Genomic DNA, 16,210 nt, shown 5'->3' on the forward strand with positions numbered 1-16,210 from the left:
GCCTTGGTCTCCTCCAACTCCCGCTGCGCAGCGTTCTCCTCACCCTCCCGGACAATGAACCCACCACCCACCGAGAAAAACGTCGCCTCACACAAGACGTTCCCCTCCGCATCAGAGACCGCGAACTTCATCCCGTTCGTATGCCGCGGCAACACCGTCAACGGATGCAGGATCATATCCTCCACCGCGTAATCCAAGAGCACACCACCAGCCAGGTTCAACTTCCCCGTCTCCGCGATCGCCGCCAGCCGCTCCTCCACCTCATCCGGCAAGATCAACTCCGGGTGATACCCCTCCAACCCCAACAACGTGGCCGTCATCGTCCCGTGGCCCCTGCCCGTCGCAGCCAACGACCCATACAAATCCACCCGCAACGCCGCCACCGAACCCAGAACACCAGCGTCCTTCAACTCACCAGCAAACACCGCAGCAGCCCGCATCGGCCCCACAGTATGCGAACTCGACGGACCAATACCCACAGAGAACAAATCGAAAACACCAACAGCCATGGTCGGGATCCCTTAATACAGCTTGAAACGGTCCGGCAGATGGTCCTGCCGGATGGCCTCCCCCGCTTGTGGCGGAAGTCGACCGAAGCACGACGCCGGATGGCCCCCAAAGGCGGCAACCCGGCGTCGCAATACTTATTTAGTTCTACAATCCCACGCTACGCCACTGAACGTGCGTGGTGGCCCTTCAGGACGACGTCCTCTGCGGCCTCGGTCGCTTGGGCGCCCGCTAAGCGGACGCGAAGCTCCCTTAGACGGCCGCTGCCGGACGCCGTCCCAAAGGTATAGGCGTCTCGATGCCCAGAGCGGGGTATCGCTGCAGAACATGCCGTGCGAACGGCACCCGCGGCAGCGAACCCCCGAATCGGACTCGGTCGGGGTGGAAGTTAGGAGAGGTCTCCGCCATTCTTGGAGGCGTATTCCTCGGCCGAGAGCAGCGGGCCCTCGGACTCAGCAGCAACCTTGAACAGCCAGCCGGCGCCGTACGGATCGTTGTTGATCAGGGCCGGGTCGGAAACAACGGCGTCGTTGATCTCCGTAACCTCACCGGTGACCGGAGAGTACAGGTCCGAAACCGACTTGGTGGACTCAACTTCGCCACAGGTCTCGCCTGCAGTCACGGAAGAACCAACCTCGGGCAGGTCAACGTACACGATGTCACCCAGTGCGTCAGTGGCAACCTCGGAGATACCCACGGACACGAGGTTCCCCTCGCCGCGGGAAACCCACTCGTGCTCGTCGGAGTACTGAAGTTCGGGCGCTACTTTGGGCATTCTGATTCCTTTAGGTTGAGTGGTCTAAATCTAACGGTCGCTCCGGAGGTACGCGGCCCCTTCGGGACCGGTATCCGTAAGCGTGCGTCCAAGGGAGCATCGCGTCCGCTCAGCGGGCGCAATCTTCGACGGGGGGAGCATGCAGAGGTCGTCGGGCTCGAAGACCCGGCTTACTTTTGGCGCTTGTAGAACGGCAGTGCGACAACTTCGAACGGCTCAGACTTACCGCGCAGGTCAATGTCCAGCGCGGTGCCAAGCTCAGTGTGCTCGACGTCGACATAGGCCAACGCTACCGGGTACCCGAGCGTCGGGCTGGGCTGGCCGGAAGTGACTTCGCCTACCACGGCGCCGTCCTTGAGGACCGGGTAGTGGCCGCGTCCGGCACGACGACCCAGGCCTTTGAGACCTACGAGCTTGCGGCCGCTGGTGGATCCGGCGCCGTCTGCCTTCAAGGCTGCGAGTGCGTCCTTGCCGACGAAGTCGCCTTCCTTGGACAGTGCCACCACGGGTCCGAGCCCTGCAGCGAAGGGGTTTTCTTCGCGGGAGAGTTCGTTGCCGTAGAGGGGCATGCCGGCTTCGAGACGCAGGGAGTCGCGGGATGCGAGGCCGGCGGGGGTGAGCTCGCCCTCTTCTGCGGCGTCGGCAATGGCCTGCCACAGCGCTGCCGCGGAGCCGTTGGCCACGAAGATCTCGAAGCCGTCTTCGCCGGTGTAGCCGGTACGCGCCAACAGCAGTTCCTGGGTGCCGCCGTCGAACGTGAACGGAACCTCAACGGCCGCGTAGTACTTCAGTTCGGTGACCAGCGCGTGCTGCTCGGCGGGAACCAGACGGAGGAGGATACCTTCCGCACGCGGACCCTGCACTGCAATCAGCGAAGTCTCGGCAGAGGCGTCCTGAACCACGACGTCGAACCCGGCTGCGCGCTCCTGTAACGCCGTGGCAACAACCGCAGCGTTGCCCGCGTTCGGAACCACCAGGAACTTCTCGGAACCGCGACGGTAGGCGATGAGGTCGTCGATGATGCCGCCGTCTTCCTGGCAGATCAGCGAGTACTTGGCTTTGCCCTCGGCCATGGCGGAGATCTTGCCCACCAGGGCGTAGTCGAGGAACGCGGCGGCCTCGGGACCGGTGACCCAGACTTCGCCCATGTGGGAGAGGTCGAACAGGCCAGCGGAGTTGCGGACTGCGTGGTGCTCGGCCAGCTCGGAGGAGTACTTGAGCGGCATCTGCCAACCACCGAAGTCGGTGAAGGAGGCGCCGAGCTTTTTGTGCTCTTCATAGAGAGCTGTGTAGTTCTCAGTCATGACGAGTCCTTAGTTTTCGAAGTCTTCGATCGGCGGGCAGGAGCAGACCAGGTTGCGGTCTCCGGCTGCGCCGTCGATGCGGCCAACGGGCGGGAAGTACTTGTCCTGCTTGAGGTGGTGAACCGGGAAGGCGGCCTGCTCGCGCGGGTACGCACGGTCCCAATCAGAACTTACGACGGCGGCAGCTGTGTGCGGTGCCTTGCGCAGCGGCGAGTTCTCCACGGCGAAGTCGCCATTGGACACCTGGTCGATTTCCTTGCGGATGGTGATCATGGCTTCGATGAAGCGATCGATCTCCACCAGGTCCTCGGACTCCGTGGGCTCCACCATCAGCGTGCCCGCCACCGGGAAGGCAAGGGTGGGAGCGTGGAAGCCGAAGTCGATGAGGCGCTTGGCCACGTCTTCAGCTGTAACGCCGGTCTTCGCGGTCAGTTCACGCAGGTCCAGGATGCACTCGTGGGCAACAAGTCCACCTTCGCCCGTGTAGAGCACCGGGAAGTGGTCGTTGAGGCGGGAAGCGATGTAGTTCGCAGCCAGCAGTGCGGACTTGGTGGCTTCGGTGAGTCCTTGGCCGCCCATGAGCTTCACGTAGGCCCAGCTGATCGGCAGGACACCGGCGGAACCGAAGCGGGATGCCGAGATCGGGACGTCCTTGCCTTCGGTCCAGGATGCTGCGTCACCGGGCATGAACGGCGCGAGGTGTGCCTTGGCTGCGACCGGTCCCACGCCGGGTCCGCCGCCACCATGCGGGATGCAGAAGGTCTTGTGCAGGTTCAGGTGGGACACGTCGCCGCCGAACTTGCCCGGCTGGGCCAAGCCCACCAGTGCGTTCAGGTTGGCGCCGTCGATGTACACCTGGCCGCCGGCCTCGTGGATGGCGTCGCAGACTTCGCGGACGTCGGCGTCATACACACCGTGCGTGGACGGGTAGGTGATCATGATGGCCGAGAGCGCGTCCCGGTTGGCCTCGATCTTGTTCTTGAGGTCAATGTGGTCGATGGTGCCATCGGGAGCGGTGGCCACAACCACTACCTTCATGCCGGCGAGCACAGCCGAGGCTGCGTTGGTGCCGTGCGCGGAAGCGGGGATCAGGCACACGTTGCGCTGGTCGTCGCCGTTGGAGAGGTGGTAGCCACGGATGGCCAGCAGGCCTGCGAGCTCACCCTGGGAACCGGCGTTCGGCTGGATGGAGACTTGGTCGTAGCCCGTGATTTCGGTCAGCTGGGATTCGAGGTCGGTAATGAGTTCACGCCAGCCCTCGGTCTGGGAGTCCGGAGCGAACGGGTGGATCGAGGCGAACTCCGGCCAGGAAATGGCTTCCATCTCGGCCGTGGCGTTCAGCTTCATGGTGCACGAACCCAGCGGGATCATGGTGCGGTCCAGCGCGAGGTCACGGTCAGAGAGCTTGCGAATGTAGCGCAGGAGCTGGGTTTCGGAGCGGTGGGTGTTGAACACCGGGTGCTGCATGAACTCGCTGGTGCGCTCAACGGAACCTTCAAGCGCAAAGTCCTCAGCAGCTTCGGTGACCGAAGCGCCGAAGACCGAAGCGACGTCGGCGACGACCGCCGTCGTCGTCGTTTCGTCAACGGAGATGCCGACGGTATCGGCGTCGATGCCGCGCAGGTTGATGCCCTTGGCCTCGGCGGCGGCGACGATCTCTGCTGCCTTACCCGGGACTCGGACGGTGATGGTGTCGAAGAACGAACCGTGGAGGACGTCGACGCCGGCAGCCTTCAGGGATGCTGCAAGCGTGCGGGCGTGGCTGTGGGCGGTCTCGGCGATCGCTTTCAGGCCTTCCGGGCCGTGGTAGACGGCGTACATCGACGCGACGATGGCCAGCAGCGCCTGCGCGGTACAGATGTTGGATGTGGCCTTCTCGCGGCGGATGTGCTGCTCACGGGTCTGCAGCGCCAAGCGGTAGGCGGGGACACCGGCGTCGTCCTTGGAAACGCCCACCAAACGGCCCGGCATGGAACGCTCAAGGCCCTTCTGGACGGCCATGTACGCGGCGTGCGGGCCGCCGAAGAACAGCGGAACGCCCAGGCGCTGCGCGGAACCAACAGCGATGTCGGCGCCCTGCTCACCCGGAGGGGTGATGAGCGTCAGAGAGAGAAGGTCGGCAGCGACGGTGACCAGTGCGCCGCGTTCCTTGGCTTCGGCAATGACGGCGGAGTGGTCGAACACGCGGCCCGAAACGCCGGGCTGCTGGAGGACGACGCCGTTGATGGCACCTTCCGGGAGGCCGAGGGAAAGGTCGGCGACCTCAACCTCAAAGCCGAGTGCTTCGGCGCGGCCCTTGACGATGGCGATGGTCTGCGGGAGGCAGTCGGCGTCGAGGACAGTCTTGCCGTCCTGGGCAGCCTTGTTCTTGTTGGCGCGGCGCATCATGAGGACGGCCTCGGCCACAGCCGTTGCTTCGTCCAGGAGTGAGGCGTTGGCGATCGGCAGGCCAACGAGGTCCTGCACCATGGTCTGGAAGTTCAGCAGTGCTTCAAGGCGGCCCTGCGAGATTTCCGGCTGGTAGGGGGTGTAGGCGGTGTACCAGGCCGGGGATTCAAGGATGTTCCGGCGGATCACGGGGGGCGTGACGGTGTCGTAGTAGCCCTGGCCGATCATCTGAACAGCCGTCTTGTTCTTGGATGCGAGCTTGCGCAGCTCGGCCAGGACCTCAACTTCGCTCAGCGCGTCCTGCAAGGTGAGGGCGACGTCCTGGCGGATGTCGTTCGGAACGGCGGTGTCGACCAGCGAGTCAACGGTGTCGTAGCCGACGGACTTGAGCATGGTCTCAATGTCGGCCTGGCGGCGGGCGCCGATATGCCGATCGACGAAGGTGGTGGAGGCAGAACTAACCGTCACGAAGGAACTCCAATACTTGGGCGGCGTTTGGGTACGCCACAGTGGCTCGGGTTCCTCCCCGCTCTGTATTGGACCTGAGAGTTTCCGCGCGTTGTTGGACAACTATCGCTTGCACCGTCGGTGAGCACAGCGCCCTAGGGCACTTGCTACTTTCCAGAGTTGCCTCGCCGCGGCGGTGCATGGGCCTGAGAGATTCCTGGGGAGGGTTTGCTCCTACGGCGCCTGCATCACTAGCCTGCAGGACTCTCCCGCCGCAGATCAAAGGCATGTTCAGTTATGCGCGGCGCCACTGACGGCACGCCACAAGGGTTAATTGTCCTACGCGGCGGGCGGCGCCGCAAATGGATGGCTCGCTACTTCCGCAGGCGGTCCAAGACTCCCAGCAGGATCTCGACGTCGGCCTCCCGCCCCGCTTTGCCGTCTTCCTGGCCACCTTCGAACATCGCATTGAAGTACAGGCCGTCGCCCATGTAACTGACGGCCTTGGCTACCTCCGGTCCGACGTCCTCGGCCAGCACGTCCAACCACTGCTTCTGGATGCCGGCGAACCTGCGTCGGGTCTCTTCGTGGGCTACCTCGGCCAAGCGGGTGGCGGCCACGAACGCACGGTCCATGGGTGTGCCGGCCCATAGCGAGGACCGGATGAAATACGCAGCGGACCCGTCCGGCGCGGCCTTCATCTGTTCGATGTCTTCCTGCGCCAATTGGTCCAGGCGCTCCAGCAAGGCACTGATCAGCGATTCCTTGTTGGGGAAGTGATAGAGCAGCCCGCCTTTGGATACCCCTGCCCGCTTGGCGACGGCGTCGAGCGTGGCAGCACGCTCCCCCACCTCGATGAGGAGTGCTTCATAAGCATCCAGGACGGCATCCCGGGCGACTGGTTTTCGTGGCATGTGTACATCATTCCCTAAAGGCTTGGGGGGTTCCATTTGAAACTGTACCGTCTGGACGGTACAGTAAGAGTCATGTTCTCGCCGTCCTCAACCCAAGCACCCCGTTCCGCTCAGCCCATCAAGGGCACAACAGCACCGTGGCGCGACTGGACGGCCCTGGCACTGCTGATGTTCCCGGTGCTGCTCGTGGCCGTCGACAACACCGCGCTCACCTTCGCCCTGCCGGAAATCGCCCGCTCCCTGGATGTGGGCGGCGTACAGCTCCTATGGATCGTTGACGCCTACCCGCTGGTGCTGGCCGCCCTCCTTGTGTCCATGGGCAACTTGGGCGACAGGATCGGACGACGGCGGCTGCTCCTGATCGGCAGCACGGGCTTCGCGGCGGTTTCGGCTGCTACGGCATTCGCCCCCTCAGCGGAATGGCTCATTGCCGGCCGCGCCGCCCTTGGCGTCTTCGGCGCCATGCTGATGCCTTCAACGTTGTCCCTGATCCGGAACATCTTTACGGACCCGAACCGCCGGCGGCTCGCCATCGCAGTGTGGGCGGCAGGCTTCTCCGGCGGCGCCGCCCTTGGCCCGATCTTCGGCGGTTGGCTCGTGGAACACTTCTGGTGGGGCGCGGTCTTCCTGGTTGCAGCCTTCCTGCTCCTGCCGCTGCTCGCTTTTGGCCGGATCCTGATTCCTGAGTCCAAGGACGCCAACCCAGGCCGCGTGGATGTGCCGAGCATCGCCCTGTCGGTGTTCACCATGGCGCCGTTCGTCTACGGCATCAAGGAATTCGCCGTCCACGGATTCGGGGCTTCCGCCGCAGCCTTCATGCTCTTCGGATTGGTAATGGGTGTCCTCTTTGTCCGTCGCCAGCAGAAGATCGACAGCCCCATGCTGGACGTCAGCTTGTTCAAGAACAAAGTCTTCAGCACGGCCATCGTGGCCAACGTACTGTCCCTGTTCTCCATGACGGGATTCATCTACTTCTTCGCCCAGCACCTGCAGCTGGTGGAGGGGCAGTCCCCCATGGAGGCCGGTATCGCCATGATTCCTGCGCTCCTGGCAACAGTGATCGCCGGCCTGCTGGTGGTGCCGCTGGTCAAGCGCGTGCGGCCCGGATTCGTCGTGGCAGGCGGACTGACGCTGAGCGCCGTCGGGTACCTGATTGCCGTAGTGGGCGACCACGGCAGCGGCCCGGTCTTCCTCCTGTCAGCTTTGACGGTGCTGGCCGTGGGTGTGGGCGCGGCGGAGACCATCTCCAACGACCTCATCCTGGCGTCCGTTCCGGCAGCGAAGTCCGGTGCGGCCTCGGCCATCTCCGAGACCGGCTACGAACTGGGTTCACTCCTGGGAACGGCCGTGCTGGGCTCCATCCTCACCGCGTCCTACCAACACAACCTCATCATTCCGGACGGCGTCTCCACCGAGGCTGCCGGGAAGTCCGGAGAAACACTGGCAGGCGCTGTTGATGCGGCCTCCGCGCTCCCCGCTCCCTTGTCGGAAGCACTCACAGCCGCCGCCCGGATCGCTTTCGAATCCGGCGTCCACATCACTGCGGCGATTGGGCTGGTCCTGATGGCTGGAGCGGCAGTCCTTGCCGCCGTCGTACTCCGCAAGGTTCCCAAAGCGCAGTAGTATTGGCGCCAAAACCGGAAGGCCGGGCCCTGTACCGGGCCCGGCCTTCCTTGCGTTTGCGTGCCCCTCAGACGGCGGAATTCAGGGCCGACCCCAACCCCAGGCCGCGGGTGATTCCCCCGGTGGTTGCCGTCGCCAAGGCCGAAAGATAGTCATTGCGACGCCGCGCCGTGATGCGGGACTCGGGTTCAAAAGTTTGGTCCGGACTGTCCGCATAGTGGGCTGCCAGGCCGTCGCGCATAAGCCGGATGCCCTCGGCCCGTTGTTGGGAGACCGCTGCGTGGGTGGAGCCCAGTTCTTCGGCGAGTTCTTTCACCGTCCGGCCCGTCAGGTAGATCTCCTGGATCACGAAGCGCATCTTCTCCGGCAAAGCATCGACGGCGGCGCGGAGGTACTTGATGCGCTCATCGGCAAGGACCGAGTGCTCGGGGGACTCCGCCGGAGACGCCACGGTGTCCACCACTACTTCGTCGAGCGAGGTCAGGGTCCGCGCCGCATCGGCCATTGCAGCCTCGACATAGCTGCGCTCAACGCCCAGCGCCGACGCCATCTCGGAAACGCTAGGACCGCGCCCCAGGACACCGGTCAAAGTTTCCTGGATGGCCAATGTTTCCTTGATGCGTTTGCGGGCCGAGCGCGTCGCCCAGTCGCCGGCGCGCATCTCATCAGCAAACGCACCCACGATCCGCCGGCGTGCGAACGCGCCGAACGGAACACCGAGCTCCGGATCAAAGGAATCGGCCGACGTGATGAGCGCCAAGGAGCCTACAGACGCAAAATCGTCGCGCGACAAATGTGAGGCGCGCGCGCAAAGGTCAGAGACCAAGTAACCAACGAGCGGAAGGTGCTGCAACACCAGCTCGTTTCGCTGTTCGCGATTCAAAAGTAAGTCCCCCCATGAGACCGGAGTATTTAGTTGCAAGAACCTGAAAATCCGGAGTTCCGGACGGCGCCAAGAGACCAATCACAGCGACGAGGTGGGACTTCGAACAGGTACGTGTTCAGTGAACATATCACCTGAAAAGGACTCTGCGTGTACGCTCAACAGAAGTAAATATAAACCCTACCGAAACGTGATTTTGGCAGGCCATAAAACGAATTGGGGAACCGTGGGGGCGGACGAGCTATCGGCAACGCTGTGGCGCGAGCGAAGGCAACTTGATTTCTTGCTATTCCTGCTCGAAACGCAGCTCTTGCATCTCCGGGCAGGCAACTGGCACCGGCTGGGTTTCACCGCGGCCGAACTCGAAAAAGTCCTCGAGAACCTGCGTTTCGAATCGCTGGCCCGCGGCGTTGAAGCCGCCTCCGTGGCCGCCGAGTGGAAAGCCCCGCACCAGTCATCCCTTCCGTCCCTGATATCACTGGCACCCGACGGAATATGGCCGGAACTCCTGGAAGAGCACCGGCGCGGCATGACGGTGCTGCTTACGGAGATCGACCAGGCGGTTGCTGCCAATATCGCTCTGCTGCAGTCCCCTCCGGCGGGCTCAGTGGAACTGGCCGCAGATCTTTCACAGCCGGACGCATTGGCAACCCTGGCCGGCGGTTCCGACGACCTCGCCCTTCTTGCCCGCGACGCGAATGTCCAACGCGCCCTCGCCGCCGTACAGGGTTCTTCGCTCCCGTTGCTCAGGGACTTCCTGGGGCTCTAGGGTTTCTGCCGGGCTTGGGACGCTCTCTCACCTCCCGACCGTCCCCCACCGACGCTCACTCACCTCCCGACGGTCCCCTGCCGACGCTCACTCACCTCCCGGCGGTCCCCCACCGACGCTCACTCACCTCCCGCCATCAGCGCGAGAGCTCCAGCTGACAGGTGCGCGGGCATCTTCGCGACGATCAGATGATCTGGGCCATGAGTCCCAGTACGCGACGTCGGCATTTACGTGAGTGCCGACGTCGAGCGATTCCGTCCTGAAGTGAGAGAGGGCCGCCCAAAACCCGACGGGACGTGAGAGAGGGTCGGAAAAAGGGGGGACGGGCGGTGAGAGAGGGTCGGAAAAAAGGGGGGACGGGACGTGAGAGAGGGTCGGAAAAAAGGGGATCGGGAGGTGAGAGAGGGTCGGAAAAAGGGGGTCGGGAGGTGAGAGAGGGTGTTATTCGGCGGGTGGGGTGGTTGGGCTTGACGGAGTGGGTGCCGCCGGACGGAGGGTTGCCAGGAGCTCCTCGGCGTCGGGGCCGGCCTGGGTTGCGGCAAGGTTGGCGGCGGCAATGGCCTGGACAACTTCGCTGCGTTGGATGGACACACCACGGGGCGCCTCGATTCCAATGCGAACGCCGTCGCCGCGCCCTTCCATGACAGTGATGACAATGTCATCCCCGATCATGATCTTCTCGCCCGGCTTACGCGTCAGTACCAACATGCTCTCAATTTACCTTTCCGAGGGCGGGTGCGCTGGCCGGATTGCCGTCGATCCAGCCGATGGGAATGCCAAGTGTGTCAATCGTTTCAGGGCTCGCCGTTTCTGACGCGCCGATGACGGCGAGCGCGTCGACTACCGCGGCCTCCCCCGCCAGCAGGCTTTGAAGCGCCTGTACCCACGTTTTGGTGTCGTCTGCCTTGCGTCGGGCATCCGCGACGATCCACAGTTGATCGGCCGCGAGGCCCGCTATTCCGGCTGCTTTCAGCGGCATGTCGCGCGGACGTCCCAGCCCGAAGGCCACCACGACTGTCTGTCCTGTCAGCACCGCTTGGGCACGCGCCGTCATGGCTCCTTGCCGCCCATGGACATGCAGGTGGCCGAATGCACTCAGCTCCCCGGCGGTCCGAACGTCGGAGCCGCCCGCGGCGATGGACATTTCCAGGGCGGGTCCAAGGGCGTCGTCGCCGAGGCCCAAGAGGACGATCAGGTTACCGTCGCCGGTCATCGGGACCGGAACGGGTACAGCGTCCGACGGCGGCACCGTCACCAGGGCGGGTACGGGTGCGGGAGTCGGCGCAGGTTGGAGTTCCTTGCCGAGTTGTTCCAGCAAGCCCGCGAAATCCGGCGAAGCCGTGGACACCGGGGCCGGTGCGGGTCTGTGGAGCTTGATCTCGGCGGCGTCCGCTCGCTCCAGCAGGGCAGCAATGGCCGGGCCGTGAAGCTCGTGCACGGAGCCCGGAGCAGCAGTGACAGGAGTAGTTACGGCAGGTGCAGCCGAGACCTCCGGGACCTCCACGGTTGCCTCATAGCGATTGGCCGCGAACAGGCCGACGATGCCCGGGTTGGTCACTTTCTCGGCAGCAATGATCCGTGCTCCGGGCCCGTATTGCTGGACAGCCTTTTCACGGATGGCCTCAAGCGACGCGCCCCTAAGCTTGTAGCGCTTCTGCATAGCGGACCACCCCCACGGTTTCGATGCGGATGTCGGCCGACGTTACTTCGCGATACGACAAAACGGGGACACCGCCGTCGGGAGCTGCCACCAGGCGACGGATCGCCGGACGCAGGGCGGGCGCGCAGACGAGGACGGCCTGCCGACCAGTGGCCGCGGCGCCGTCCATCGCGGACTTCAGCGAGGTGAGGACGCCGTCCAGTTTGCTTTGGCCCATGACGATCTGCGTGCCTCCTTCGGCCGGACGCATGTCCTCAAGCATGGACTGCTCCAGCAAGGGGTCGATCATGACCACGTTGAGGACTGCCCCGTCCAGGTACTTGTGGGCGAGCACGGGCCCGAGTGATTGCCGTGCGGACTCGACCAACGACTCGGGGTCCGTGGATACTTTGGCCCGCAACGAGAGTGCCTCGTAGATCCTCGGAAGATCGTTGATGGGCACTTGTTCCTCGAGGAGCCCTTGCAGAACGCGCTGAACTTCGGCCAAGGACAGCAGCCCCGGCGTGAGCTCCTCCACGGCGGCCGGACTTTGCTTGCGGACCCCTTCGGTGAGCACGCGGACATCCTCGCGCGTCAGGAGCCGGGCGGCGTTGGCCGTGATGATCGACGACAGGTGTGTCACCAGCACGGACACGCGGTCGATCACCGTGGCCCCGGTCATTTCCGCGCTGTGCCGCATCTCGGTGGGAACCCATTTGCCGGACAGCCCGAACACGGGTTCTATGGTTGCGGTTCCGGGGAGCGCGTCCAGGAATTCTCCGAGCGCCAGCAGCTTGCCCGACGGCGCCACTCCCCTCCCGGCCTCGACGCCGGCGATGCGGATGGCATAGGTGGAGGGCGGCAGGTCCATCGCGTCACGGGTGCGGACCGGCGGAACCACGAGCCCTAGTTCCATGGCGATCTTGTGGCGGAGGGACCGGACCCGGGCGAGGAGGTCGTCCGAGGCTCCGGAGACGATGTCTACGAGGTCCGGGGCAAGCAGGATCTCCACGGGATGGACCCGCATGTCCTCCATGAGGCGCTCGTTGGGGTCTTCCTCTGCTGCCACAGTGGCGGCATTGTCCGCGTCCTGGGCAGCCGCGGTGGCCTTTTGTTGGGAAGCCACCCGCCGTGAAGCGAGGACCAGCAGTGCTCCCACCACTACGAACGGAAGGATGGGCATTCCCGGGATGAGCGCCATGCTGCAGGCTGCCAACCCGGCGATCAGCAGCGCGTTGGGTGACTGCATCAGCTGCGAGGAAGCCGTGCGGCCCATGTCCTCTTCGGCATTGGACCGCGTGACGATCATGCCGGTGGAAACGGCCATGAGCAGCGCCGGGATCTGGGTGACCAAGCCGTCGCCCATGGTCAGCAGGCCATAGGTGTTGAGGGCATCGCCGGCGTCCATGCCGCGCTGCAGCACACCGATGGCGATGCCGCCCACGAAGTTGATGATGATAATGATGATGCCGGCGATGGCATCGCCCTTCACGAACTTCGAGGCACCATCCATGGCGCCGTAGAAGTCGGCCTCCGCAGAGACTTCGGCACGGCGCTTCCGTGCCTCGGCGTCGGTGATGAGTCCGGCGTTGAGGTCGGCGTCGATGGCCATCTGCTTGCCCGGCATGGCGTCCAGGGTGAAGCGGGCCCCGACCTCGGCCACACGCTCGGCGCCCTTGGTGACCACCACGAACTGGATCACTACGAGGATGAGGAACACCACGGCGCCGATGATGAGCGAGCCGCCCACGGTGACTTTGCCGAAAGCCTCAATGACCTGACCGGCAAAACCCTGCCCTAGCACCAAGCGGGTGGAGGCGACGTTGAGTCCGAGTCGGAACAGTGTGGCCACGAGGAGCAGCGACGGGAAGACCGAGAAATCCAGTGGCTTCTTCACGAACATGCTGGTGAGCAGGATCAGGAGGGCCAGCAGGATGTTGCACACGATCAGGAAGTCGAGGAACGGCGCGGGCAACGGAACAACCAGCAGCAGCACAATGCCCACGATGCCCACAGGTACCGAAAGCCGGGCGAACTTGTTATTGCTCATGGCTGGAAGCTCTCTTTCATCTGATGAATCCCTCGTGCAGTCCCCCGCGTCTTCAGCGACATCACGAACGCGAGCACGGCCGCCACGGAACGGTACAGGTCAACGGGGATCTCCTGGCCGAGTTCGCACGCCGTGTGCAGGGCCCGGGCCAGCGGAATGTCCTGGACCATGGGCACGCCCTTGGCTTCGGCTTCCTCCCTGATGCGGGCAGCGATCAGCCCCGAGCCTTTCGCCACGACGCGAGGGGCCGATTTGCCGGCGTCGTACTTCAACGCAACTGCCACGTGCGTCGGGTTGACCAGCACCACGTCGGCGTCCCCGATCGCGCCGATCATGCGGTTCCGGCTCATGCTGAGCTGGCGCGACCGTCGCTGGGACTTGATGAGGGGATCGCCGTCGGTGTTCTTGTTCTCGTCCTGGACTTCCTTCTTGGACATCCGGGTTTTCTTGCGGTTGCGGCGCATCACCACGAAGATGTCCGCCGCTGCCAACACCAGGCCGGCGGCCACGGCAAACTGGATGAGCGCGCCGATCCCGCCTGCAGCGGCCGCGAGCACGCCGGCAACGGGCAAGCCGCCGGCCGTCAGCAACACGGGCATCAGGCCCTGGACCACGGCGTAGAGGACAAGACCCACGACGGCGGTCTTCAGCAACGCTTTGACGCCTCCCCAGAGTGCCTGGCCGCCAAACATCCTCTTGACGCCGGCGAGCAGGTTGAAGTGCTCGAACTCGGCGCGGAACCTCTTGAAACGGATGCCCCCTTGCAGCGCTGATCCGGCCAGCACCACCACGGTGACCACCAGGAGGAGCGGCCCCAGGATTCCGGCCAGGGAACCCAATCCTGCTTCGAGTGCGGCCACGGCTTTGGCGGGATCCGGCTCGGCAATGACGCTTTTGACTGTGAACAACTGGTCCACGGCAGCGTTGGAAGCGCTGGCGATGGTGGCCGGAAGCATCGCAGCAGCTGCTCCGACAGCCAGCCAGGCCATCAGATCCTGTGATCTGGACAGCTGTCCCTTGGACCGGACTTCCCGCATGCGTTTGTCCGTGGCTTGCTCGGTTTTTTCCTGTGAATCCGACACTAGCCCACCCCCATCAGGGTGTTTGCGGCTTGTTCCGCGAGCGTTGCAACGAGCCGGGGAAGGGCAAGGAAAAGGAAGCCTGCCAACGCCAGCGTGATGAAGATCTTCAGCGGGAAGCCCAATGCGAATGCGTTCAAGGCAGGAGCCACACGGGTGAGGAGGCCAAGCCCCACATCGGCCAGCACCAGGACCACCAGCAGCGGACCGGCGATTTGAACCGCGGCCAGGAACATCCCCGTCAGGGCTCCTATCATCGCTTCCACGGGCTGGGTGAGGTCCAGTCCGCCGGCAAGCGGCAACGCGTTGAAACTCCCGGCCAAGCCCCCGATGACCATCTGGTATCCGTCGGAAGCGAAGAGCAACGCCAAGGCCGCCATCTGCATGAGCCGGGTGAACTGGGCGCCGTTGACCATCATCTGGGGATCGAATGCCTGGGCCATTTGGAAGCCGCTGAAGAGGTCCACCAGGCTGCCTGCAGACTGGATCGCGGCGAAGATCACCATCACCAGGAAGCCCAGGACCAGGCCTGTGACCAGTTCAAGGACCACCGCCGTGACGAAGCCGGCGGTGTCCTTGGGCACGGCATCGGCGGAGAGCCGCTGCGAGACGGCCAGGCCCAGCCCGATTCCCAGCATCGCCTTGATGCGGGCCGGGATGGCGTGGTGGGCGAAGGGTGGAGCCACCACCAGGAAGGCTGTCATGCGGACCGACGCCAGCAGCAGGACCTGGATCCACGACTGGTCTATGGGGATGTCCACCTCACGTTCCGCCGATCAGTCCAGGGATCCGGCCGAAAAGTTCGTTGGTGAACGCGACCATTTCCGAGATCATCCAATGTCCGCACACCACCAGGGCGATGGCCACGGCCACGGCCTTGGGGACAAAAGACAGTGTGGCTTCCTGCAACTGGGTGATGGACTGCAGGAGTGAGATCGCCAGGCCAACCACCAACGCGGTGACCAGCGTGGGTGCGGCAAGTTTCGCGGCGACAATCATGGCCTGGAGGCAAATGTCCAGGACTGCGTTGGTATCCATCAGCCGCTCGAATAGCTCTGGATCAGGGACGTGATGACCAGTCCCCAACCGTCCACCAGGACGAACAACAGGATCTTGAAGGGCAGGGAAATCATCACTGGCGGGAGCATCATCATGCCCATGGACATCAGCGCGGCCGACACCACCAGGTCGATCACCAGGAAGGGAATGAAGATGACGAAACCAATGATGAAAGCGGCCCGGAGCTCGGAGATCATGAACGCCGGGACGAGCGTCTGGAACGGCACCGATTCCGGGTTGGCCGGGTTCTCCATCTTGGCTGCCCGGGTCATGAGGGCAATGTCCTCTTCACGCGTGTGGGCCAGCATGAAGTGTTGCAAGGGTGACCAGCCGGCGGACATGGCACCGTTGAAGTCCAGCCCACCGTTCAAGTAGGGCTGCACGGCGGCTGTGTTGATGTCCGCAATCACAGGCCACATGACGAACAGGGACAGGAACAGGGCCAAACCCGCCAATACCTGGTTGGGCGGAATGGCGGGCAGGGACAAGGCGTTGCGGGTCATGGCCAGCACCACGAAGATCTTGGTGAAGGACGTCATCATGAGCAGCAACGCGGGGGCCACGGACAGCAACGTGATCCCGATCAGCGTCACCACTGCCGTGGAGGGTGTCCCATCCAGTCCGTTGATGTCGATGCTGACGTTACCGCCGGGCTCCGGCGCCGCCGGCGGGGTAGGTGCGGTGGGCTGGGTGGGGTCGATCGGCGTCGCATGCCCTGCTGCCATTCCGAGCCACAAGAAACCGGCCGTGAGCAAGACAACGCACAGCGCGGC

15 protein-coding genes and 1 riboswitch are annotated in these 16,210 nt (G+C 64.1%); of the genes, 2 read left to right on the forward strand and 13 right to left on the reverse strand.

Features of this window, described 5'->3' with window-relative positions; genetic code table 11:
- The 5 genes from ACFRJ9_RS16825 to ACFRJ9_RS16845 all read right to left on the reverse strand — a co-directional run.
- A partial coding sequence (locus ACFRJ9_RS16825) for a serine dehydratase beta chain (RefSeq protein ID WP_377670163.1) occupies positions 1 to 509 on the reverse strand: 509 nt, incomplete at its 3' end.
- Positions 510 to 895: 386 nt separating this feature from the next.
- Positions 896 to 1,282 (reverse strand): glycine cleavage system protein GcvH, encoded by a 387-nt coding sequence (gene gcvH / locus ACFRJ9_RS16830; RefSeq protein WP_377670165.1) that lies wholly within the window; start codon positions 1,280 to 1,282, stop codon positions 896 to 898.
- 170 nt (positions 1,283 to 1,452) lie between these two features.
- Positions 1,453 to 2,586: a glycine cleavage system aminomethyltransferase GcvT gene (gene gcvT / locus ACFRJ9_RS16835; protein WP_377670167.1), complete on the reverse strand. Its 1,134-nt coding sequence runs from the start codon at positions 2,584 to 2,586 to the stop codon at positions 1,453 to 1,455.
- Positions 2,587 to 2,595: 9 nt separating this feature from the next.
- Complete coding sequence (gene gcvP, locus ACFRJ9_RS16840) at positions 2,596 to 5,442, reverse strand: aminomethyl-transferring glycine dehydrogenase (protein WP_377670169.1); 2,847 nt, start codon at positions 5,440 to 5,442, stop codon at positions 2,596 to 2,598.
- 163 nt (positions 5,443 to 5,605) lie between these two features.
- A riboswitch (glycine riboswitch) is annotated at positions 5,606 to 5,703 on the reverse strand.
- A gap of 92 nt (positions 5,704 to 5,795) precedes the next feature.
- Positions 5,796 to 6,335, reverse strand: a complete 540-nt coding sequence (locus ACFRJ9_RS16845) for a TetR/AcrR family transcriptional regulator (protein ID WP_377670171.1) — start codon at positions 6,333 to 6,335, stop codon at positions 5,796 to 5,798.
- A 72-nt stretch (positions 6,336 to 6,407) separates the two neighbouring features.
- Here ACFRJ9_RS16845 and ACFRJ9_RS16850 point away from each other — a divergent pair, with 72 nt between their 5' ends.
- Positions 6,408 to 7,958: an MFS transporter gene (locus ACFRJ9_RS16850; RefSeq protein ID WP_377670173.1), complete on the forward strand. Its 1,551-nt coding sequence runs from the start codon at positions 6,408 to 6,410 to the stop codon at positions 7,956 to 7,958.
- A 67-nt stretch (positions 7,959 to 8,025) separates the two neighbouring features.
- Here ACFRJ9_RS16850 and ACFRJ9_RS16855 read toward each other — a convergent pair whose 3' ends face one another.
- On the reverse strand, positions 8,026 to 8,841 hold the full coding sequence (locus ACFRJ9_RS16855; RefSeq protein WP_377670175.1) for a sigma-70 family RNA polymerase sigma factor: 816 nt from the start codon (positions 8,839 to 8,841) through the stop codon (positions 8,026 to 8,028).
- 283 nt (positions 8,842 to 9,124) lie between these two features.
- On the opposite strand from ACFRJ9_RS16855, the gene ACFRJ9_RS16860 reads away from it, so the two are divergent.
- Entirely contained in the window at positions 9,125 to 9,610 is a 486-nt protein-coding gene (locus ACFRJ9_RS16860) for a flagellar protein FlgN (protein WP_377670177.1), read from the forward strand.
- Positions 9,611 to 10,051: 441 nt separating this feature from the next.
- Here ACFRJ9_RS16860 and csrA read toward each other — a convergent pair whose 3' ends face one another.
- The 7 genes from csrA to fliP are packed head-to-tail and all read right to left on the reverse strand — an operon-like array spanning position 10,052 to position 16,162.
- Positions 10,052 to 10,318: a carbon storage regulator CsrA gene (gene csrA, locus ACFRJ9_RS16865; protein ID WP_377670179.1), complete on the reverse strand. Its 267-nt coding sequence runs from the start codon at positions 10,316 to 10,318 to the stop codon at positions 10,052 to 10,054.
- A gap of 4 nt (positions 10,319 to 10,322) precedes the next feature.
- The gene (locus ACFRJ9_RS16870; RefSeq protein ID WP_377670181.1) at positions 10,323 to 11,270 is read right to left on the reverse strand and encodes a hypothetical protein; all 948 of its coding nucleotides are present in this window, start codon (positions 11,268 to 11,270) and stop codon (positions 10,323 to 10,325) included.
- Positions 11,248 to 13,299, reverse strand: coding sequence for a flagellar biosynthesis protein FlhA (locus ACFRJ9_RS16875; protein WP_377670183.1), 2,052 nt, complete (start codon positions 13,297 to 13,299; stop codon positions 11,248 to 11,250). Before ACFRJ9_RS16875 ends, ACFRJ9_RS16870 begins: the two co-directional genes overlap by 23 nt.
- Entirely contained in the window at positions 13,296 to 14,381 is a 1,086-nt protein-coding gene (locus ACFRJ9_RS16880) for a flagellar biosynthesis protein FlhB (RefSeq protein WP_377670185.1), read from the reverse strand. The genes ACFRJ9_RS16875 and ACFRJ9_RS16880 overlap by 4 nt, the downstream gene beginning before the upstream one ends.
- Positions 14,381 to 15,139 (reverse strand): flagellar biosynthetic protein FliR, encoded by a 759-nt coding sequence (locus ACFRJ9_RS16885; RefSeq protein WP_377670187.1) that lies wholly within the window; start codon positions 15,137 to 15,139, stop codon positions 14,381 to 14,383. The genes ACFRJ9_RS16880 and ACFRJ9_RS16885 overlap by 1 nt, the downstream gene beginning before the upstream one ends.
- Before the next feature lies 1 nt (position 15,140).
- A complete protein-coding gene (gene fliQ, locus ACFRJ9_RS16890; RefSeq protein ID WP_377670190.1) occupies positions 15,141 to 15,416 on the reverse strand; it encodes a flagellar biosynthesis protein FliQ in 276 nt (91 codons plus the stop codon).
- Positions 15,416 to 16,162, reverse strand: a complete 747-nt coding sequence (gene fliP / locus ACFRJ9_RS16895) for a flagellar type III secretion system pore protein FliP (RefSeq protein ID WP_377670453.1) — start codon at positions 16,160 to 16,162, stop codon at positions 15,416 to 15,418. Before fliP ends, fliQ begins: the two co-directional genes overlap by 1 nt.
- Positions 16,163 to 16,210 lie beyond the last annotated feature (48 nt).

It is taken from the genome of Paenarthrobacter sp. NPDC056912 (genome assembly GCF_042786555.1).
In the GTDB taxonomy this organism is placed as follows: domain Bacteria; phylum Actinomycetota; class Actinomycetes; order Actinomycetales; family Micrococcaceae; genus Arthrobacter.